The sequence below is a fragment of the Jatrophihabitans sp. genome (assembly GCA_036389035.1).
Lineage (GTDB): Bacteria > Actinomycetota > Actinomycetes > Mycobacteriales > Jatrophihabitantaceae > Jatrophihabitans_A.
The window spans coordinates 1-19,001 of the sequence record DASVQQ010000002.1 but is presented as its reverse complement, the minus strand read 5'-3'; the positions used below and the strand labels follow the sequence as shown (position 1 = coordinate 19,001).

At 70.4% G+C, this 19,001-nt stretch carries 19 protein-coding genes; 11 read left to right on the top strand and 8 right to left on the bottom strand.

Annotated features, from left to right (window positions below; genetic code table 11):
- Positions 1–27 precede the first annotated feature (27 nt).
- Both VF557_00880 and VF557_00875 read right to left on the bottom strand, forming a co-directional pair.
- Complete coding sequence (locus tag VF557_00880) at positions 28–1,806, bottom strand: CocE/NonD family hydrolase (protein HEX8078742.1); 1,779 nt, start codon at positions 1,804–1,806, stop codon at positions 28–30.
- 144 nt (positions 1,807–1,950) lie between these two features.
- Positions 1,951–2,421 (bottom strand): DUF4383 domain-containing protein, encoded by a 471-nt coding sequence (locus VF557_00875; protein HEX8078741.1) that lies wholly within the window; start codon positions 2,419–2,421, stop codon positions 1,951–1,953.
- A gap of 553 nt (positions 2,422–2,974) precedes the next feature.
- Here VF557_00875 and VF557_00870 point away from each other — a divergent pair.
- The 4 genes from VF557_00870 to VF557_00855 all read left to right on the top strand — a co-directional run bounded on the left by VF557_00870 (position 2,975) and on the right by VF557_00855 (position 5,497).
- A complete protein-coding gene (locus VF557_00870) occupies positions 2,975–3,868 on the top strand; it encodes a hypothetical protein (protein ID HEX8078740.1) in 894 nt (297 codons plus the stop codon).
- Positions 3,865–4,317, top strand: coding sequence for a phage holin family protein (locus VF557_00865; GenBank protein ID HEX8078739.1), 453 nt, complete (start codon positions 3,865–3,867; stop codon positions 4,315–4,317). The genes VF557_00870 and VF557_00865 overlap by 4 nt, the downstream gene beginning before the upstream one ends.
- 2 nt (positions 4,318–4,319) lie before the next feature.
- Positions 4,320–4,937 (top strand): DUF3618 domain-containing protein, encoded by a 618-nt coding sequence (locus tag VF557_00860; GenBank protein HEX8078738.1) that lies wholly within the window; start codon positions 4,320–4,322, stop codon positions 4,935–4,937.
- Between the two features lie 62 nt (positions 4,938–4,999).
- Positions 5,000–5,497, top strand: coding sequence for a hemerythrin domain-containing protein (locus VF557_00855; GenBank protein HEX8078737.1), 498 nt, complete (start codon positions 5,000–5,002; stop codon positions 5,495–5,497).
- Here the strand turns inward: VF557_00855 and VF557_00850 are convergent.
- Together VF557_00850 and VF557_00845 are read right to left on the bottom strand one after the other, a co-directional pair.
- Positions 5,490–6,281: an alpha/beta fold hydrolase gene (locus VF557_00850; protein ID HEX8078736.1), complete on the bottom strand. Its 792-nt coding sequence runs from the start codon at positions 6,279–6,281 to the stop codon at positions 5,490–5,492. The two genes, VF557_00855 and VF557_00850, sit on opposite strands and share 8 nt — an antisense overlap.
- Before the next feature lie 15 nt (positions 6,282–6,296).
- Positions 6,297–8,036, bottom strand: a complete 1,740-nt coding sequence (locus tag VF557_00845) for a serine/threonine-protein kinase (GenBank protein ID HEX8078735.1) — start codon at positions 8,034–8,036, stop codon at positions 6,297–6,299.
- 254 nt (positions 8,037–8,290) lie between these two features.
- Between VF557_00845 and VF557_00840 the strand changes: the two genes are divergently transcribed.
- The gene (locus VF557_00840; protein HEX8078734.1) at positions 8,291–8,551 is read left to right on the top strand and encodes a hypothetical protein; all 261 of its coding nucleotides are present in this window, start codon (positions 8,291–8,293) and stop codon (positions 8,549–8,551) included.
- Here the strand turns inward: VF557_00840 and VF557_00835 are convergent.
- The 3 genes from VF557_00835 to VF557_00825 form a co-directional block, all read right to left on the bottom strand.
- Entirely contained in the window at positions 8,524–9,333 is an 810-nt protein-coding gene (locus tag VF557_00835) for an ANTAR domain-containing protein (protein HEX8078733.1), read from the bottom strand. The two genes, VF557_00840 and VF557_00835, sit on opposite strands and share 28 nt — an antisense overlap.
- A 150-nt stretch (positions 9,334–9,483) precedes the next feature.
- Entirely contained in the window at positions 9,484–9,672 is a 189-nt protein-coding gene (locus tag VF557_00830; protein HEX8078732.1) for a hypothetical protein, read from the bottom strand.
- Positions 9,673–9,772: 100 nt separating this feature from the next.
- Positions 9,773–10,525 (bottom strand): GAF and ANTAR domain-containing protein, encoded by a 753-nt coding sequence (locus tag VF557_00825; protein HEX8078731.1) that lies wholly within the window; start codon positions 10,523–10,525, stop codon positions 9,773–9,775.
- 202 nt (positions 10,526–10,727) lie between these two features.
- Between VF557_00825 and VF557_00820 the strand changes: the two genes are divergently transcribed.
- The 5 genes from VF557_00820 to VF557_00800 all read left to right on the top strand — a co-directional run bounded on the left by VF557_00820 (position 10,728) and on the right by VF557_00800 (position 16,873).
- Entirely contained in the window at positions 10,728–11,828 is a 1,101-nt protein-coding gene (locus VF557_00820) for a hypothetical protein (protein ID HEX8078730.1), read from the top strand.
- A 147-nt stretch (positions 11,829–11,975) separates the two neighbouring features.
- Complete coding sequence (locus tag VF557_00815; GenBank protein HEX8078729.1) at positions 11,976–13,352, top strand: MFS transporter; 1,377 nt, start codon at positions 11,976–11,978, stop codon at positions 13,350–13,352.
- Between the two features lie 9 nt (positions 13,353–13,361).
- Positions 13,362–13,709 (top strand): MmcQ/YjbR family DNA-binding protein, encoded by a 348-nt coding sequence (locus tag VF557_00810; protein ID HEX8078728.1) that lies wholly within the window; start codon positions 13,362–13,364, stop codon positions 13,707–13,709.
- A gap of 88 nt (positions 13,710–13,797) precedes the next feature.
- A complete protein-coding gene (locus VF557_00805) occupies positions 13,798–14,421 on the top strand; it encodes a hypothetical protein (protein HEX8078727.1) in 624 nt (207 codons plus the stop codon).
- Positions 14,422–14,533: 112 nt separating this feature from the next.
- The gene (locus tag VF557_00800) at positions 14,534–16,873 is read left to right on the top strand and encodes a hypothetical protein (protein ID HEX8078726.1); all 2,340 of its coding nucleotides are present in this window, start codon (positions 14,534–14,536) and stop codon (positions 16,871–16,873) included.
- A gap of 40 nt (positions 16,874–16,913) precedes the next feature.
- Here the strand turns inward: VF557_00800 and VF557_00795 are convergent, their stop codons facing one another.
- On the bottom strand, positions 16,914–18,209 hold the full coding sequence (locus tag VF557_00795; GenBank protein HEX8078725.1) for an MFS transporter: 1,296 nt from the start codon (positions 18,207–18,209) through the stop codon (positions 16,914–16,916).
- A 51-nt stretch (positions 18,210–18,260) separates the two neighbouring features.
- On the opposite strand from VF557_00795, the gene VF557_00790 reads away from it, so the two are divergent.
- Positions 18,261–18,866 carry a CGNR zinc finger domain-containing protein gene (locus VF557_00790; GenBank protein HEX8078724.1) on the top strand — a complete coding sequence of 202 codons (606 nt, stop codon included), beginning with the start codon at positions 18,261–18,263 and terminating at the stop codon, positions 18,864–18,866.
- The last annotated feature ends 135 nt before the right edge of the window (positions 18,867–19,001 follow it).

The following is a 19,001-nucleotide window of genomic DNA, read 5'->3' as shown; positions in this document are numbered from 1 at the left end:
CGGGCCGCTCAGCCCTTACAGGGCCGCTCAGCGCACCGGCAGCGTCAGCACCTGGCCGGAAGAGCCGGTGCTGACGGTGACCGGGGTGGCGGCCAGGCCGCCGCGGTAGTTGGTGTCACCGCCGGCCAGGTACAGCGCGATCCGGTGGCCGGTGGCGAACCGGTGCGCGATGCCCGGCAGCGTGATGCGCACGCTCCTGGTCACATCCGAGATCCGGACCGGGGCGACCAGCCCGTTGATCAGCCGGGCGGTGCCGTCGGTGTCGACGTCGTAGAGCTTGGCGAACAGCACCAGCTGGCCGCCGGGACCGCTGGCCTGGCTGAGCGCGGCGGTCGGGGCCGACACCTTGACGTCCAGGGTGGGCGTGCCCACCACGGTGACCGGCGCGGTGAGCGGCGCGCCGGTCCAGGACGCGAAGGTGCCGGGCAGGTTCACATCCGGGTTGTCCAGCGGCATCTCGACCTGCGAGCCCACCACGTCGAGGTTGCCCAGGGTGCTGGGCGCCCCGGCCGGCGGGGTGCTGAAGGACTGCGAGCCCGGCCGGATCCCGCCGCTGACCAGGTCATCGCCGGAGAGGTAGAGCCGCTGCGGCTTGCCGACCGGGTAGCTGGGCGCGGTCGCGACCGTGCCCGACCAGTCCTGGTAGTAGGCGAAGCCCGGGCCGGTGCTGACGTCGGCGTCCTTGAGGTAGTGGTCGAACCAGTCCTGGACCCGGCGTTCCTCGTACGCGGCCCCGGCCGCCGACGGGGTGCCGCCGGAATGGCCGTTGTAGCGCCACAGCAGCGCCACCGGCGTGTGCTGGCGGCGCAACGCCTGATAGGTGGCGATCGACTCGTTGAGGTTGAACAGGGTGTCCAGCTCGCCCTGGATCAGCAGCACCGGAATGGTGATCCGGGGCAGATAGCTGGCCACCGAGGCGTGCCGCAGCTTGGCGATGTCCTCCGGTCGCAGGTAGCCGGTGGCGCCGGCGCTGACCAATGCCGGGCAGACGAAGTCGGCGAAGTTGGGGCAGCCGACCAGGCGTTGCGGGTCCTGCTGGGCGTACTGGACGCCGTTGAAGACGCCGATCGCGGAGAAGGTGGTGGGCCAGGTCAGCTTCGTGACGCCGGCCGTGCCGCCGGCGCCGGTCACCCCGCCGGGCGCGGCGTTGTTGGGCCCGAGCGAGTAGCTCAGGTCGTGCCAGGTGATCTGCGGGTTGAGCACGTCGACCCGGGCGTCGAGCGAGGCGACGGCGAACTGGACCTGGCCGCCGTAGGAGCCGCCCCACATGCCCATCCGGGGATCGTGGCGCTGGGCGACGCCGCGGTGGTCCACCGGGTCGCGCAGCACGTAGTCCAGCGCGGGCAACGGGTCGGTGTGCTCGGCGTCGGTGAAGGCGATGCCCGGCGCGCCGCCGAGAAAGCTCACCAGCTGGCTGGCCGCGAGACCGTCATAGTCCGGGTCATCCAGGGTGATCTTGCACCCGGAGCCGCCGAAGCCCAGGCCCGAGTAGGACAGCACCACGTAGCCCCGGGCGGCGTAGCGCTGCGCGAACGGGGTCTGGCTGGCGGCCGAGCCGCCGAAGCCGTTGGTGGTGAGAATGGCCGGCGCCGGCTGCTGCGCCGAGACGCCGGCCGGGGTGTAGAGATCGCCGACGATGTCGCACTGCCGCTGGTCACCGGCCGGGCCCACCGTCACCGCGAAGTGCAGTGACTGGGTGCGGTATCCGGGCTCAGCGGCGCCGGCGGCCCGGGTGGGCACCCCCACGGTCGAGCTGATCGCGAGGACCGCGGCAGCGGTGAGAACCCAGGGCACGACGCGGCGCACGACTACCTCCAGCAGGTGGGATGACCTGCTGGAGGTAACGAGCCGGCGGTGCCGGGGTGACGATCAGCTGCTGAGAGCAGCTGATCGTCAGCCGTCACGCCATACAACCGTGCAGAGAAAACCTTGCTGGATAACGCCTTGGTGCTACAGGCCGCGGCCACGACCGGTCGTGGTGGTCGCGGTCCGGCGGCTGAGCAGCACGCCGAGAGCGATCATGCCCAGGCCGAGCAGCAGGTGCAGCCAGTTGTCGGCGTTGTTGACCGGCACGAAGTTGCCGTCGGAGTCCTTGTCGACGATCAGGCCGTAGAGCCACAGCACGAGATAGATCACACCGCCGCCGACCAGGTACAGGTAGGACGAGCGCGCCGCACGTGCCGCCACGATGCCGGCGACCCCGAACAGCAGGTGGACGATGTTGTGCAGCACCGACACCTGGAAGACGCCGAGCAGCATGGCCATCGACTCGTGGCCGGCGAAGCTCATCTGGTCGTAGTCGGTGGTGATACCCGGGACGAATCCCAGGATTCCTACCAGAAGAAAGACAGCGCCGACCGCGAGTGCGGCCTTCTGAATGTCTGAACGGTCCACGGCGGTACCGCGGTTAGAGCTGGTCACTTTGCCCCCATAGGGTTGAGGCACTGTTCGCGGCGAAGTCCGGATGGCAGCATTCACGGGGGACGTCGTCCGCCGGCTACTTGCCGAGCCAGAATTCGACCCTATTCCTATGGTTGAGGGATTGCAATCGCAAGCGGCGTTCGTGGTGCACGTCGTGATCCTGCCGACAGGCAGTATTGATCTTGCGTTGCGCCGGTCAGCGCGCGCCCAGTACAATCATGGCCAGTGGAGTGCCTTTGGCCTGCGCGCGGCTCAATCAGGAGCCCTTCGATGCTCAGCTGGGCGTCTACTGTGTAACACCGCCTTCTATGAGCTGGGTACAGACCGCAGGCTACGAAGATGAGCGAATCTAGGTGTTGGAGATTCCGTCCACCAGGACAGGGATCAAGCCTGCTGATCGTTCGTCGCGACCTGGCCCCTTGCAAGCGGCCACCGTGAAGCTCGACCGATGTCCGCTGTCTGATAGCGGTCTCTATGATCGCTGGCGGATCGTCTCCGCCGCACGTCGCGCTGAGAAAACAGCGCTCGCTCTGTCGAACTCGAGGAGTTCATCATGACCGAGGAATACACCCCCCCTTACACCTCTACACCGTTGGCCAACGACCCGCACACTGTTCCGGTCGCCGGCACCACGCCGCCCGTGGTCGGCTACTCGACTCCCGCGACCACCGGCGCCACCGAGTCCGGCACCCAGGGCGGAACCACCGACGTGGCCAAGGGCCAGGCGGCTGAGGTAGCTCAGGGCGCGAAGGAAGCCGGCCAGCACGTGGCCGGCGTGGCCAAGGAGCAGGCCGCCAACGTCGGCGCCGAAGCCGGCCGTCAGGCCAAGGACCTGCTCGCGCAGGCAGGCTCCGAGGCACGTCAGCAGGCCTCCACCCAGCAGCAGCGGCTGGCCCAGGGCATGCGCGGCCTGAGCGATGAGCTGCGCAAGATGACCCAGCCCGGTGAGCAGGCCTCCGGACCCGCCGCCGACCTGGCCAAGCAGGGCGCCCAGCGCGTCCAGGACCTCGCGTCCTGGCTTGAGCAGCGTGAGCCGGCCGACCTGCTGCAAGAGGTCCAGACCTTCGCCCGGCGGCGTCCCGGCATGTTCCTGCTGCTGGCAGCCGGCGCGGGCCTGGTGGCCGGCCGGATGACCCGCGGCCTGAAGGAAGTGGCCAGTGACCAGGCCCAAGCCCAACAGGCCGGCAGCTACAACGAGTACGGAACGCCCACTCAGTACGGCACCGGTGTGCAGTACGGCACGGGCGCGCAGTACGGCACGGGCGCGCAGTACGGCACCGGCGCCGAGACCAGCGGCACGGTAGTGCTCGGAACGGTTGAGGAGATCGAGGTGGTCCGGCCCTACGCCTCCAGCGAGGACGGCCCGACCGGCTTCCCGACCACCGGCGGCACCCCCGGTGTCGGCGGCACCCCCGGCGCCGGCGGCACCACTGGCGGCATCCGGTGAGCACTTCCTACGAAGGCGGCGGCGCCCACGCCAGCACGAGCACTAGTGCCAATACCGGCACTGGCTCCACCGATCGCTCGATCGGCGAGCTGCTGTCTGACATCAGCTCCGACCTCAGCACCCTGATGCGGCAAGAGGTCGCACTGGCCAAAGCCGAGCTCACCCAGTCGGGCAAGCAGGCCGGCAAGGGCGGCGGCATGCTGGCCGGCGCCGGTGTCGCGGGCCACTTTGTTCTGCTGTTCATCTCGATCTGCCTCTGGTGGGGGATCGGCAACGAGACCGGCCGCGGCTGGTCGGCCCTGATCGTCGCCGCCATCTGGGCGATCATCGGCGCCGTCCTGTACTCGATGGGCCGCAAGGAGATGAAGAAGGTCAACGGTGCCCCGCGGACCGCGGACACCGTCAAGAAGATTCCCAGCGCTGTCGCAGGAAACGAGGAGACCCGATGACGATGAGCAACGATCCAGACCAGATTCGCGCCGAGATCGAGCAGACCCGGGCGAACTTGTCCAACGACGTCAACACCCTTACCGACACTGTCACTCCCAGCAATGTGGCCAAGCGGCAGGTCGACAAGGCCCGCGCCGGCGTAGTGGGTGTCAAGGAGCGGGTGATGGGCTCCGCTGCCGACCTCGGCTCCAGCGCCTCGGACAAGGCTTCCAACATGACCGGCACGGTGGCCGACAAGGCATCCGACATGGGCAGCGCCGTGACCGGCGCCCCCACCACCGTCAAGAACCGGGCAGCGGGCAACCCGTTGGCCGCCGGCCTGGTCGCGGTCGGCCTCGGCTGGCTGGTCGGTTCGCTGATGCCGGTCAGCGAGCGCGAGAAGCAGGCCGCCACCCAGGCCAAGGACACCGTGAAGGAGACCGCCGCCCCGGTGGTGACCGACGCGGTCAAGGAGGTCGCGGACAACCTCAAGCAGCCCGCGCAGGAGGCAGTGGAGTCGGTCAAGGAGACCGCTGCCGACGCCGCCCAGACGGTCAAGGAAGAGGGCCAAGCTTCGGCGCAGGATGTCCAGGGCCAGGCAGTCGATGCCAAGGACACCATCAAGGACAGCCGCAGCTGAGCTGAGCTGACCCGCTCGTCCGAACCCGCCAGTCGCCCCGCGACCTGACCAGAGAGAACTCCATGTCCAGCGATGCAATCGTGCTGTTGAAGGCTGACCACAAGGAACTCAAGGCTGTCTTCAAGCAGTTCCAGCAGGCAGGCGAGAACACCCAGAAGAAGGGTGAACTCGTCAGGAAGATGATCGAGCTCCTCACCGTGCACACCTACCTGGAGAATGAGCTGATCTATCCAGAGGTGCGCCGGCAGCTGCCCGACCTCGAGGACGACGTCCTGGAGTCCTACGAGGAGCACCACGTCGCCGACGTGCTGGTCATGGAACTGAGCACGATGAACGCTGACCACGAGCGCTTCGATGCCAAGACCACGGTGCTGATAGAGAACGTGCTGCACCACATCGAAGAAGAAGAGCAGGAGTGGTTCCCCGAGGTGCGCAAGGGAATGAATCGCAAGCAGCTGGCCGAACTCGGTGAGCGGATGCTGCAGATGCGCGAGAAGGCTCCGCGCAGCCCGGCTCAGCCCAAGGCGATGAAGAAGACCTTGGACGCGGTCGTCAAGTAGTGGTGCGCGCCCAGCCGCCTTGGGCGGCTGGGCCCGTCCAGGCCAGCACGGCCTCGCGCAGCGCGGCGTCAGCCTGGACGGGATGAGGAAAGCAGGCGTTGTGCGCCCCCGGCAGGATGGCGCACCGCCCGGCCGCCATGGTGGCCAGGTGGTGCGCCCATGCCGGGGGCGCGAAGCCATCGTGTTCGCCGGTCACTACCAGCACCGGCACCGGCAGCTGCCCGACCCGGTCCTCAGGACGGTCGCGCAGTGCGTCCAGCAGAAATCTGAGCAGGTTGAGCCCGCCGCTGTGCAGGTAGGACGGCAGGACGGCCGGTAGCTCGGCCAGCCGCTCGCGGGCCAAGGTGGGCGCCGCCCGGCGAAGCAGCCTCGGCACGGTGCGGGCCGCCGGGTCGAACGTCGGGCCGGCGAGCACCACCCCGGCCAGCCGGTCGCCGACCAGGGACGCCGTGCGCACCGCGGCCTGCGCGCCGGTGGAGTGGCCGAGCAGCACCACGTCCCGCCGGTCCTGCTCCACCAGCCAGTGAGCCGCCGCCGTCCCGATATCGGCCACCGTCGCGGGGCAGGTCCGGGCCTGGCCCCAGCGCCAGCCGGGCAGGTCGAGCACCGTAGCCCGGGTCCAGGTCGCGATCTGCCGCACCCAGGGAACCAGGTAGCCCGGCGCGCCCAGCCCTGGCAGCAACACCACCTCAGGCAGGTCGGTCCGGACGCCGGCGACCAGCATCCGCACCGGACGGCCGTCGAGGCTGCCGTGCTCGGCCGGCAATGCTCGCACTCGGCTCACTCGCTGATGTGCCGCTCAGCTCTGGGAGTTGATCTTGAGGACGCCCTCTTCGGACACCATGCCGAACGTGGTGCGCTCCGACGCCTCGGTGCCGTTGCTGAACACGTAGTTGACGGTCGCCTGGACGGTGTTCGGCGGGATGCCGACGACGTTGCTCACCGAGACGCGTCGCATCCCGTCCCAGTAGTTCTCATAGGACTCCCGCCCGCCGGCCCGGCCGTTCTGGAACGACTGGGTCAGGCGCCGCCAGGCCGCGTCGGTGTTCTGCGGCAGCAGTCCGTAGTAGTCCCGGATCGCCTGGGCCAGCTGGGCCGAGGTCGGCGTCCCGCCGACCTGCGTAGCGCTCGGGGAGGGTGTCGGCGTCGGCGAGGGAGATGGCGGCGGCGTGGTCGCCGTCGTGCTGGCCGGCGCGGACGAGGTCGCCGGCCGGGACGAGGTTGCCGCCGTGGTCCGCGGCGGCGTGCTGGAGGCCCGCGGCGTGGTGGCCGGCTGGCTGGTGGTGGCCCGCGTGGTGCCCGGCGGGGTGGCGGTGTTGTCGCCGTCGCCGTCGTTGAGCAGCACCAGCCCGGCGATGATGGCCCCGATCAGCAGCGCGGCCACCGCGAAGAAGATCAGCATGCCGGTCGAACCGCGGCGCTCGGGCTCGGAATCGTCGTCACGCGGCGGGAAGATGGGCCCTCGGCCGCCAGGTCCGCCAGGTCCGACCGGACCGGTCGGCAGCGCGGTGGTCCCGCCGGCCGACGAACCCGACTCAATGCGCTGGGTGGGGCCGGCCGACGCGCCGGCTGCTGCCAACCCGGCCCCGATCGGCGCCACCGCGGCCGGCGCTGCCGGGCCGGGTCTGACCGCCGCCCGCTCCTGCGGCTTCAGTGGCGGCGGCGTGATCGGGGGCGGGGAGCTGAGCGGCAGGGTCGCCACCGCGGTGGGCGCCGCACTGTCGTGGTGCAGCGCCTTCAGGGTGTTCGCGACGTCGATCATCGGCGGCCGGTTCGCCGGCTCGGCGGCCAGCATCCGCAGCAGCAGGGACGTCAGGTGACCGCTGCGTTGCGGCGGGTTCACCTGCCCGGAGGCGACCTTGTGCAGCACCGCCATCGGGTTCTGGTCGGTTCCGAACGGCGGGGTGCCCTCGGTGGCGGCGTACAGGGTGGCGCCGAGGGAGAAGACGTCGGAGGCGAAGCCGGACTCCGCCCCCCGGGCGACCTCGGGGGCCAGGTAGGCGGGCGTGCCGGTGACCATGCCGGTAGAGGTCAGGGTGGTGTCGCCGAGGGCGTGCGAGATGCCGAAGTCGGTGATCTTGGCGCTGCCGTCCTCGGTGATCAGGACGTTGCCCGGCTTGACATCGCGGTGCACGATGCCGACGGCGTGCGCGGCGGCCAGCGCTGAGGCGACCTCGGCCCCGATCCGGGCGGCCTCGGTCGGCGGCACCGGGCCCCGGTCGTTGACGATGGTCTGCAGGCTGGTCGAGGGCAGGTATTGCATGATCAGGCAGGGCAGGCCGTCGTACTCGACGACGTCGTACACCGGCACGGCGTGCTGATGGTGCAACCGGGCGGTGATCCGGGCCTCGCGCATCGCCCGCTGGCTGGTCAGCTCGGCCTCGGCGTCGCTGAGGCCGGGCTGCGGGCGCAACTGCTTGAGCGCCACCGGACGCTGCAACAACTCGTCCCAGGCCTGCCAGACGATTCCCATACCCCCGCTGGCAATGCGGTTCACCAACCGGTAGCGCCCGGCGATCAGAGCATCAGGCCCGCTCACTGGCACCTCCCCACGTTGTTGGCCACCGGTCATCTCCAGGAGATGACCCTACCGACACCGGGGGTGGGAGGGCGAAACGCCCATGAAGTCGGCGTGCGCCCGCCCTCCCGGGCGTCGCCCCGACAGTCACTTCGCAGTGGCTCAGCGATGGCAGGTTCTGGCATTGACCGCATCCCGCCAAGCGCTCGCGGCGCAGGCAGGGCACTATCGAGGGTGGGCCATCACGATTTTCGATCGCACGGTTCGGAGGAATGATGACAACGGGCGCGGCGGGGCCCGACCTGAGCCTGCGGGACGGCATGGACCTGTCAGGCATGTCGGTCAACGAACTCTGGCTGCGCCAGGTCGCGGTCGGGGGCACGGCCGGCAGCCTGGAGACCGAGGCTTACGTCTTCGGCCTGCTGACTGCCGACCGGTACCAGTACGACGTGCTGGCCCAGGCCCTGAACGAGCACTTCCTCGAACGGGGCCAGGCCCATCCGGTCGGCTACTGGGACACCACCGTGCGCGGCTGAGCGAGCGCTCCGGCACGGCCCACCGGGGGTGCTGGGATCGAGCCGGTGAAGATCACCTCGTTGGCGATCTCGCGCAACTTGCGGTGGCCGTGCTGGCTCGCGGTCCGCAACATGCCGAATGCCTGCTCCTGGGTCACCAGGTGGGCGTTCATGAGGATGCCGATCGCGGTGCCGATGTCACGGCTGCTGTTCAGCGCGACCTCCAGGTTGACCGCCTGGTTCTCCGCCCTGGCCGACCGGCGCTCGGCCTGCAGCAGCTCGGTGGCGAGTGTGAGCAGGAACCGGGCCGGCTCCAGCTGATCGTGCTCGGCCCGGCGATTGGTGAACCGGCAGTGGAACGCGCCGACCGGGATGTCGGCGCTGGTGTCCTGGCTGGCTGAGGCGCCGATGGGCAGCGCGAACCAGTCCGGGCCCGACAACGGCGTGCCGTCGCCGGCCAGCAGTTGCCGGGCGGCCGGGGACAGCGTCGGTTGCTCGCTGACGGCCGGCTCCGCGGTCTGCGCCGCGGAGGCCTGGATCAGGCGCACCACGCTGCCGCTGAGCAGTTCGACCGTGCACTCGGTGCCGGTGTGCCCGGCGTAGGCGGCGGCCAGCGAGCCAAACACGGTCTCCGGATCAGCCGAACGCACCAGCCGGGCGGCGACACCGATGATCAAGGTGCCCGAGTCCGAGCTGGTGCTGGGCGTCAGCGCTCCGGTAGCTGACCGGCCGGTGGTGGAGGAGGACATTATAGAAGTGACGCGCGCCGTGGAAAAGCGCGAGTGCGGTGACGTCATGGTCATGGCATTGCTCCGAAGTGATCGGAGGGATTGCGGCCAGCCTCAAGCGACTGAAGTCAGACCGCGAGGCTCTTATCCAAACCTGGCGAAAGTGTAGCTGATGTTGAAGCCTGGTGCGTTCGGTGCAGGTGTGGTGCCGATTGCAAGCACGGCTCAGCGGTCGGGTCCGACCTGCGGTGCCGGGGCCTGCCGGCGGGAGCGCAACCGGACCCGCATCTCCTCGTTCGCCCGGAGCAACTGCTGGTTGCGCTCGCGCACGGATCGGGCGTCCTCGCGCATCAGTCGGGCGCGCTCGGCGGTCGCGGCGGCATCTTGATAGTGCGGACCTGGCACCTGGGCCATGACGACTCCGACAATGGGGCGCCGACCCGTCCCCTGCTGACGAAAGGCGAGCTGGCCAGCTCCATCCTAGCCGCTGGGCCGCGGCGAGCCCGCGACTCGGTCAGGCCGCGGGCAGGTGACCGGTCGACACCAGCTCCTCGGCGATGTCACGCAGCTTGCGGTTGCTGTCCTGGCTGGCCAGCATCAGCATGTGGAACGCCATCTCGCCGGTGATCTTGAACCGTTCCATCAGAATGCCCTGGGCCTGGCCGATCACCTCTCGGGTCGACACCGCCGAATGCAGGTGATCGCGAGCGCGTTCGCCCGACATGGCGACCGCGGCGTGGCTGGCGAACAGCAGCGCCACATGCTCGGACTCGTCGTCGAAGGCGTTGACCTCGCGGCTGATCAGGTTCAGCGCCCCCAGGTTCTCGCCCTCGACGAACAGCTGCACCGCGAGCATGCTGCCGACGCCCAGCTGGCGAGCCCTGGCCACGAACTGGGGCCAGCGCTGTTCGGCGTTCAGGTCGGCCAGCCGGACCGTCCGCTGCTGGTACAGCGAGTCCAGGCACGGGCCTTCGGCGAGGTCGTACTGGGCGTGGTCCACGGCCCGGGGCAGCTCACCGGTCGCCGCCAGGGTCTTGACATCCCGGCGGCGCTGGATCTCGGAGATGCTCGCCTCCATCACGCCGGGCACGGTGCCGACCGCGGCCCGCACCACCGCGTCCAGGGTCGTCTGCAGGTCCGGCTGCATCTCCAGCGTCCTGGCCAGCGCGCTCAGGTGTTCGGCCAGCCGATCCTGGCCGGCGCTGGTTCCGGTGTCCTCGTCGGAGGGTTCTCCCCGGTGGCTCGAGCGGTCGCTGTCGTCGGTCATGGTCACGCTCCCTGAGAGTCACCTGGCTGTGTGCTCCCTGGACGGCTGTCAAGACGCCCATCTGCGCGAAGGATACGACAAGGGGGCACCATCGAAGCGAGGTACCTGCCGGGGGGGCAACGCCACGGATAGCCCGTTTTTCCGGCTCATGCGGTGTCGCGGCGGCCGGAACGTCTCCGGTGCCCACGTTGTTATGCCAGAGATGACCGAGACCCTTGAACCCAGCACTGCCGCAAGCCGGATCTGGACGCCGAAGCGGGTGCTGATCACCCGGTCGGCCGCCGACCTCGAGCACACCGGCGAGATCATCCGGCGCTGCGAGGCGGCCGGCGTGACCGATATCCAGCTGCTGCCCGGCGACCGGCTCACCGGGTTGCGCGGCGAGTCCGAGCGCCAGACCTACGCGCTGGCCAAGTCCAGCCTCGCGGTGGTGGTGGCGCCGCCGAGCGCGTTGAAGCCCCAGCCGATCCCGCCGTCCGCCGACTGGCGGATCGACCTGGCGCGGGGCTGCCCCGCGCACTGCCAGTACTGCTACCTGGCCGGATCGCTCGGCGGCCCGCCGATCACCCGGGTCTATGCCAACCTCGACGAGGTGCTGGCCGGCATCGGCACGCACGCCGGGCGTGGCAACGTCACCAACGGGACCGTCGAGCGCGGCCACGAGGGCACCACGTTCGAGCTGTCCTGCTACACCGACCCGCTGGGCATCGAGGCGGTCACCGGGTCGCTGGCCGCCGCGATCGGCAGGGTCGGGCGGGGCGAGTTCGGCGACGGGGTGCAGCTGCGGTTCACCACCAAGTTCGATGACGTGGCCGCACTGGTCGACCTGCCGCACGGGCGGCGCACCCGCGCCCGGTTCTCGGTCAACGCCGCCGAGGTGGCCGATCGCTTCGAGGGCGGCACCACCCGGTTGCCGGCCCGGCTGGCTGCGTTGCGCGCGATGGCTGAGGCCGGCTACCGGGTGGGGCTGACCATCGCGCCGATCATGGCCGTCCCCGGCTGGCGGCAGGCCTACGGTGAGCTGCTCGACGCCGCCGCGGCCGCCGTCGAAGGCGTCGCCGGGCTCGACCTGAGCGTCGAGCTGATCACCCACCGCTTCACCCCCGCGAGCCGGGACGTCCTGCTGCGGTGGTACCCCCGTACCCGGCTGGAGATGGACCCCGAGCAGCGCAGCGAGAAGCGGTCGAAGTTCGGCGGCGTGAAGTACGTCTACCCGCGCGAGGTGATGACCGAGATGCGCCAGTGGTTCGACACCGAGCTGGCCCGCCGGTTGCCGCAGGCGCGGATCCTCTACTGGACCTAGGCCACCTGGGCGCCTACCTCACCGCAAACGCTCTCAGCCAGGCTGAAAGTCGCCATAGCTGGCGGATCCGCTTTAATACGCCTTGGCTCGCGGCGGGGGAGAACCGCCACACCCAGGGTGCCGGGATCCGGAAGAGAAGTGAGTGGCATGTCGACAAAGACGTCGGAGCAGGCCGGCACCGCCGGGATCTGGGCCACCTTCAACGAGTCACCGGTCGCGGTCAAGGCGATCTTCGGCGGCGTGTTCGTCAACCGGGTGGGTGGCTTTCTCAACATCTTCCTGGTGCTCTACCTGATCGCCGAGGGGTACTCCGCCTCCCAGGCCGCGCTGGGGTTGGGCGCCTATGGCATCGGTGGTGTGCTCGGCGTGCTGATCGGCGGGATGCTCGCCGACCGGCTGGGCGCCCGCAACGCCACCGTGCTCAGCATGTCCAGCTCGGCAGTGCTGATCGCCTCGCTGCTGTACCTGCACGACTACCTGGTGCTGCTGATCGCGGTCGGGTTGGTGGGCCTGGTCAGCCAGATCTTCCGGCCGGCCTCGGCGACGCTGCTCTCCGAGCTGACACCCGAGAGCCGGCAGGTGATGATCTTCGCGATGTACCGGTTCGGGCTGAACGTCGGCACGACCGTCGCCCCGCTGCTCGGGTTCGCGCTCTACCACCTCGATGACGAGAGCTTCACCCTGCTGTTCTGGGGCGAGGCGCTGATCGCGCTGATCTACGCCGGCCTGGCGATGGCGACCTTGCCCCGCCGGACCATCCGGGCGGCCGGGGCCGACGCGTCCGAGCCGACCGGCGGTTATACCGACGTCCTGCGGGACCGGCGCTACGTGCTGTACCTGTTCGCCACGCTGATCAACGCCGCCGTCTACACCCAGTACCTGTCCACGCTGCCGCTGGACGTCCAGGCCGAAGGCGTCCCGATCTTCTGGTACACCTTCGCGGTCGCCCTGAACGGCGTCATGGTGATCGCCTTCGAGTTGCCGCTCACCAAGTTGTCGCAGAAATGGCCGCTGAAGCTGACGATCGGCCTGGCGTTCACACTGGTCGGGGTCGGGGTCGCCTGTTACGGGTTGCCCCTGGGGCCGGCGGTCATCATCATCGGCACCCTGATCTGGACGACCGCCGAGGTGATCGGCGCGCCGACGGTGTTCGCCTACCCGGCGATGGCCGGCCCCGCGCACCTGAGGGGCCGCTACATCGGCAGCTTCCAGTTCATGTTCGCGATGGGATCGGCGATCGGGCCGATGATCGGCGGCGCGCTGTTCACCCAGCTCGGGCACCAGGTCTGGTGGGTGCTGGGCCTGGGCGGCCTGGTCGCGGCCCCGTTGGGAATGGCCGCGATCCGCACCCCGGTCAAGCCCGCCGCTGACCCGCCACCGGCGTCGGAGCAGCTGGCCTCTGCCCAGCAGGCGTCCGGGCAACAGGCGTCTTCCCAGCAGGCACCAGGGCAGCGGCCGTCCGGGCAACCGTCGGCCGAACTGCCGCCGGGCGGCGTCTCGGTCGCCGAACAGCCGCCGGCCTAGCCTGAGCCGATGGTCACGCTGGAGGATGTCCGCCGGCTGGCGTTGCCGCTGCCGGGCACCTACGAGGCGCTGATCCGGGACCGGATCAAGTTCAAGGTCGGCCGGATCGTCTACCTGTCGGTCGCCCCCGACGAGCTGTCGATGGGCTTCGCCTTTCCCAAGGAGGAGCGCGCCGCGCTGGTGGCCGCCGAGCCCGCGAAATTCGAGCTGCCGATCCCGTCCGACCTGCGTTACAACTGGGCGCGGGTGCGGCTGACCGAGATCGAGCTCGACGAGCTGTCCGAGCTGGTGCCCGACGCCTGGTCCCTGGCGGTTCCCAAGCGGGTGTCGGCCGCCTACTTCGAGAGCCTGCGCTGAGCGTCGGTCGTAACGGTTCGGCGCAGGCGTCGTTAACCCGAGGTAAGTAATGGCGAAACGACGCGCTGACCGCGCAGAGGAGCTGATGATGGCGGCCGAACTGACCCCCATGTCCCAGGACGAACTGGCTGCCGAGGGCGCCACCGCGCTGCCCGACAAGGAGGTCATGTCGCTGCTGGACCTCAACGCCAACCTCGATCTGGCACTGGACGTCGCGGCGCCGATCGACCTCGCGGTGGCGGCCAATGCCAACATCGCCGCGCCGATCAACGCGTCGGTGGGCGCCAACGTGCTGTCAGTGGGTTCCGAGGCCGGCGCCCAGGCGGTGCAGGCCGCTGAGATCCACCAGGGCATCACCGGTGACGCCGCCGCGGCCTCCGACCAGACCAGCAGCATCGACCAGGGCGCCGAGCCGGCCGACACCGCGATCCCGACTCCGGTTCCCACGCCCTCCGGCGCGCTGGACGGCGACCTGCTCAACGTCAACGTCGACCTCAACGGCGACCTCGATATCGCCGCGCCGATCAACGGCGCGATCGCGGCCAACGTCAATGCCGCGGCGCCGATCAACGCCGCCGTGTCGGCCAATATCGGTTCGATCGACTCGAGCGCGGTCGCGGTCTCGCAACAGTCGGCCGTGATCGATCAGGACATCACCGGCGACGCCACCGCCGACGCAAACCAGGACTCCACGATCGACCAGCAGTCCTGACGCCGGCTGAGCGCAGTAACTGGCTGAGCGCGGTAACCGGGTGAGCGTAGTGAGCGGAGCCGCCGGCGGAGGCCCCGAAGCTCCGGCCGGTCAGCCGGCCGACGGTGGGTCCGTGGCGTCCGACGGCTCGATCGAGGTGCCGGTCCCGGCGTCCGGGCTGCAGCTGATCGGGCAGACGCCGGGTTCGGGCTATCGCGAGGCGCCCTCGCTGGTACGCCGCGCCGATGGGCAGATGCTGCAGCTGACGAACCTGCTGTACCGGACCCTGGAAGCGGTTGACGGGCAACGCGGCTACGACGAGATCGCCGCCCACGTCAGCGCCGGCTCGGGCCGCTCGATCACGGCGGCCGATGCCCGGATGCTGGTCGATGCCAAGCTGCGCCCGCTCGGGGTGGTGTGCCGGGCCGACGGATCGGAACCGGAGGTGCGCAGGTCCAACCCGCTGCTGGGCCTGCGGTTTCGGTGGGTGGTCTCCGACCCGTCTGTGACCCGCCGGATCACCGCGCCGTTCGGATGGCTGTTCAACCCGCTGGTGGTCCTCGCGGTGCTGGTGGCCTTCGTCCTGGTGTGCAAGTGGCTGCTGCTGGACCGGGGCCTGGCGCTGGCCGCGCACCAGGCCTTCGAAAGGCCCGGCCTGCTGCTGACCGTCTTCGCGATCACGGTGGCCTCGGCCGGCTTTCACGAGTTCGGGCACGCCGCGGCAGCTCGCTACGGCGGCGCGACCCCGGGCGCGATGGGCGCCGGGCTGTACCTGGTGTGGCCGGCGTTCTACACCGACGTCACCGACAGCTACCGGCTCGGTCGCGGCGGCCGGATCCGCACCGACCTCGGCGGGCTGTACTTCAACGCGTTGCTGTCGGTGGCGATGTTCGGGCTGTGGGCCCTGACCGGCTGGGATGCCCTGCTGCTGGTGATCGGCACCCAACTGGTGCAGATGATCCGGCAGCTGCTGCCGCTGGTGCGCTTCGACGGCTACCACCTGCTGGCCGACATCACCGGCGTGCCGGACCTGTTCCAACGGATCAAGCCGACGCTGCTCGGGCTGTTGCCCAGCCGCTGGGGCAACGAGGAGTCCAAGGTCCTCAAGCCCTGGGCCAGGGCCGTGGTGACGCTGTGGGTGTTGCTGGTCGTCCCGCTGCTGGCCCTGGTGGTCCTGATCACGCTGCTCAGCCTGCCCCGCATCCTCGCCACCGCGGCGGTGAGCTTCGACCGGCAGTTCAGCGCCATGCTGGACCGGTTCGGCGCCTTCGACGTGGCCGGCGGGCTGCTCAAGGCGCTGGCCGTGGTGGCCGTGGGGCTGCCCATCCTGGGAATCGGCTACCTGCTCGTCCGGGTGGTCCGGCAACTGACCGGCAAGGTCTGGCAGGCGACCGCGGGACGCCCGGGCCGCCGAGCCCTGGCGGGGCTGCTCGCGGTCGCGGTGCTGCTGGCGCTGGTGTTCGTCTGGTGGCCTCGGGGCAACTACCGCCCGATCCAGTCCTACGAGCGCGGCACCCTCGGCCAGGTGCTGCCGGTGGCCTCGCACACCGGGCTGGCCGGCGTGGCGGAGGGCCGGCAGGGTTCGGCGGTGACGATCTGGCCCGCTGACGCCGGCCCGCTTCCCAGCGCCGAGAAGCCGGCCCTGTCGCTGGTGCTGGTGCCGCGGACGGACACCGCGGACGGCAAGCCCGCGCCCACCTGGGTCTTTCCGTTCAACCGGCCGCCGGCCCCCGGAGAGGGTGACAACCAGGCGCTGGCGGTGAACACCCGCGACGGCACGGTGGTCTATGACGTGGCGTTCGCCCTGGTGTGGGCCGATCAGAACACGGTGCTGAACAAGAACGAGGCCTACGCCTTCGCCAGCTGCACCGCCTGCAAGGCCACCGCGATCAGCTTTCAGGTGCTGCTGATCCTCGGCAACGCCCAGGTCGTGGTGCCCCAGAACATCTCGGCGGCGGTCACCTACCAGTGCCTGAGGTGCGTCACCCAGGCCCTGGCCGTGCAGCTGGTGCTGAGCATGCCCGCGGTGCCCAGCGCGGCCGAGACCGCCGACATCGAGGCGCTCTGGCGTGAGATCCAGGCCTTCGCCGGGCAGTTGCGGGGCCTGTCCTACGCCGAGATCCACGCCCGGCTGATCGGGTACCAGAGGCGGTTGCTCGAGGTCGTCACCCGGTACGCGCCAGGGGCCGGGACGCTGCCCAGCGGCAGCGCCGGCAGGTCGCCGAGCCCGTCGCTGTCCACCCCCGGCTCCAGCGGCTCGGGCACCGCCGGCTCGGGGGCCGAAGCGTCGGGCGGCGCGAGCACAGCCCCGGTCGAGAACTCGGCGAGCCCGTCCGGATCAGGATCGGCTTCGGAGTCGCCCTCGGCTTCGGAGTCGGCGTCGCCGTCCGAGTCGCCCTCGTCGGCGGAAACGTCGGCGGAAACTTCGGCCACCCCGGCAGAGTCGGCAGCCTCGCCCACCTCGACCCCGTGAGTTTCAGAAACACGGTGAGGGTTTGAGAAACACGGTGAGTTCAGCGGGCGGCTGTCCGGGCGCGCGCCCCGATCAGCAGGGAACCGGCGCTGATCAGCGCCGGGATCACCAGCACCACCACCAGCGCCAGGTCGATGCTGTGCATCACCAGCGCCGCTATCAGCCCTGAGCCCAGCGCGGTCCCGATGCCGTTGGCGCCGTACTGGATCGAGAATCCCTCGCCCCGCAACGACACCGGCAGCGCCTGCTCCAGCGCCTTGCTGCGCAGCGCGTTCACGGGCGCGATGAACAGCCCGCCGGCCAGCACCGGCAACACCAGCCAGTACACCGACGGAGCCAGCACAGCCGGCAGCAGCAAGGCGCACATCAGCAGCAGCGCCCAGTCGGCGAGCGGGCCGGGCTCGGCGCCCAGCCGGGCCTGCAGCAGGGACAGCCCGACGCCGCCGATCATGCTGGCCAGCGCCAGCAGGGCGGCGAACAAGCCGGCCGAGGCCGCGCTGGCCTGCAGCGCGAGCAGCAAGGCCGGAAGAGCGGTGATGAAGCCGCCTTCGGCCGTGCCGAGCGCGCCGGAAGTGAGGTAGGACGGCCAGCCGGCGGGATGGCGCCAGGCGCCGTGTTCGGGTTTCAGGACCGGCTTCGTCGGCTCCACCGCCCTCCTGGCTGACACCGCTGCCGTCGAAGGCCTCGCTGCCGGAACCTCCCCGCCGAGCGGCGCCAGTCCGGCTGGCGGTTTTTCGGGCCGGACGCCGCCGGTCGGCACTATCGCGGTCAGCAGCGCGCCGCTCAACGCCCAGCACGCCATCACCAGGTACGCCACGGCGGGCTGGCCGCTGGCCAGCGCGGCAGTCACCAGGACCGGCCCGATCAACCACTCGACTTCGAGCAGGGTCGCGTCCCAGCTGAGCGCCGGCAGCATCTGCGACGGTTCCACCAGCTCGGTGAGCAGCGCCCGGTAGCCGCCCGGGACGCCAGAGGTGCTGATCGCCGCCAGCGCGGTGAGCAGCACCAGCACCCACGGGTGCTGGTGCGTCCAGACCGCGGCCGCTATGCCGGCCAGGCTTGCCCCGGACACCAGCAGCGCCCTGCGCATCCGGACGCCGCGAACCGCCGGCGGGCAGCGGTCCAGCGCGCGGCCACGCCAGGGCGCCCCGAGCGATTCGCACAACGCGTACGTGCCGGCCAGCAGCGCGCCGAAGGCGTAGGAGCCCGATACCTCCCGCCCCGCGAAGACCGACGCCAGCGGCGCCATGGCGGGGGGCAGCCGCGCGCAACCGACCGCCGCGGTCCACCGCCACCACACCTCGTTCCGGGCGAGCGCCGCGTTAACCGTCTTCACGGCGATGACGGTAACAGCTGGTGCAATTCGGCAATTGGGATAACCTGAATCATGGCCCAGGCCGAGCACGAGAGCGCGCCCGCTCAGCTTGAGACGGTGCGCGCCCTGCTCAACACCTGGCTGATCCCGAACGGCACCCGGCTGCCGGTGGACCAGCTGCCCGGGCTGTGGCGCGATCGGAGATCGTGGCGGGCGCGGTTGCCGCTGCTCGGCAGGCCGCCCGACCGGGCCGCCCTGCGGTCGCTGACCGAGGTGCGCGACGGCATCCGCCGCATGGTCGGCAACGGCCGACCGGACACCCGGGACCTGCGATGGCTGCAGGCCCAGCTACGCCGGCACCCGCTCACCGTCTCGGTTCGGGCAGGTCCGGACGGGCCCCAGGTGGTCCTCGGCGGACCGGGCCGCCGGCCGGCTCGCGACACCGTGCTGGCCGCGGTGCTCGACGCGCTGGACTCCGGCCAGTGGCAGCGGCTGAAGGCCTGCCCGGACTGTGGCTGGGTGTTCTATGACCACACCCGCAGCGCCACCAAGCGCTGGTGCGGCATGACCGCGGTCGGCCCGCGCGGTCGTGCCTGCGGGTCGATCGCGAAGGTGCGCGCCTACCGCGCCCGGCAAGCCGGTCAACCGGCCGGCTCCAGGACGACCTCGGTTCCGTGACCGGCCAGCGCCGCGGACGCCGGCGCCGGCCGCAGTCCCGAGCCGATCCTGACCCGCACACCGGCCAGCAGAGCCGTCCGGGCGGCGCTCAGCTTCGCGCCCAACCCCCCGCCGGTCGCCGGTAGCGCGGCCAGC

Bases quoted from the DNA above. Each gene is read 5' to 3' on its own strand.
- VF557_00840 (HEX8078734.1), top strand. From the start codon at position 8,291: ATGACAACGGGCGCGGCGGGGCCCGACCTGAGCCTGCGGGACGGCATG.
- VF557_00820 (HEX8078730.1), top strand. From the start codon at position 10,728: ATGACCGAGACCCTTGAACCCAGCACTGCCGCAAGCCGGATCTGGACG.
- VF557_00860 (HEX8078738.1), top strand. From the start codon at position 4,320: ATGAGCAACGATCCAGACCAGATTCGCGCCGAGATCGAGCAGACCCGG.
- VF557_00805 (HEX8078727.1), top strand. From the start codon at position 13,798: ATGGCGGCCGAACTGACCCCCATGTCCCAGGACGAACTGGCTGCCGAG.
- VF557_00810 (HEX8078728.1), top strand. From the start codon at position 13,362: ATGGTCACGCTGGAGGATGTCCGCCGGCTGGCGTTGCCGCTGCCGGGC.
- VF557_00835 (HEX8078733.1), bottom strand. From the start codon at position 9,333: ATGACCATGACGTCACCGCACTCGCGCTTTTCCACGGCGCGCGTCACT.
- VF557_00855 (HEX8078737.1), top strand. From the start codon at position 5,000: ATGTCCAGCGATGCAATCGTGCTGTTGAAGGCTGACCACAAGGAACTC.
- VF557_00790 (HEX8078724.1), top strand. From the start codon at position 18,261: ATGGCCCAGGCCGAGCACGAGAGCGCGCCCGCTCAGCTTGAGACGGTG.
- VF557_00870 (HEX8078740.1), top strand. From the start codon at position 2,975: ATGACCGAGGAATACACCCCCCCTTACACCTCTACACCGTTGGCCAAC.
- VF557_00825 (HEX8078731.1), bottom strand. From the start codon at position 10,525: ATGACCGACGACAGCGACCGCTCGAGCCACCGGGGAGAACCCTCCGAC.
- VF557_00830 (HEX8078732.1), bottom strand. From the start codon at position 9,672: ATGGCCCAGGTGCCAGGTCCGCACTATCAAGATGCCGCCGCGACCGCC.
- VF557_00815 (HEX8078729.1), top strand. From the start codon at position 11,976: ATGTCGACAAAGACGTCGGAGCAGGCCGGCACCGCCGGGATCTGGGCC.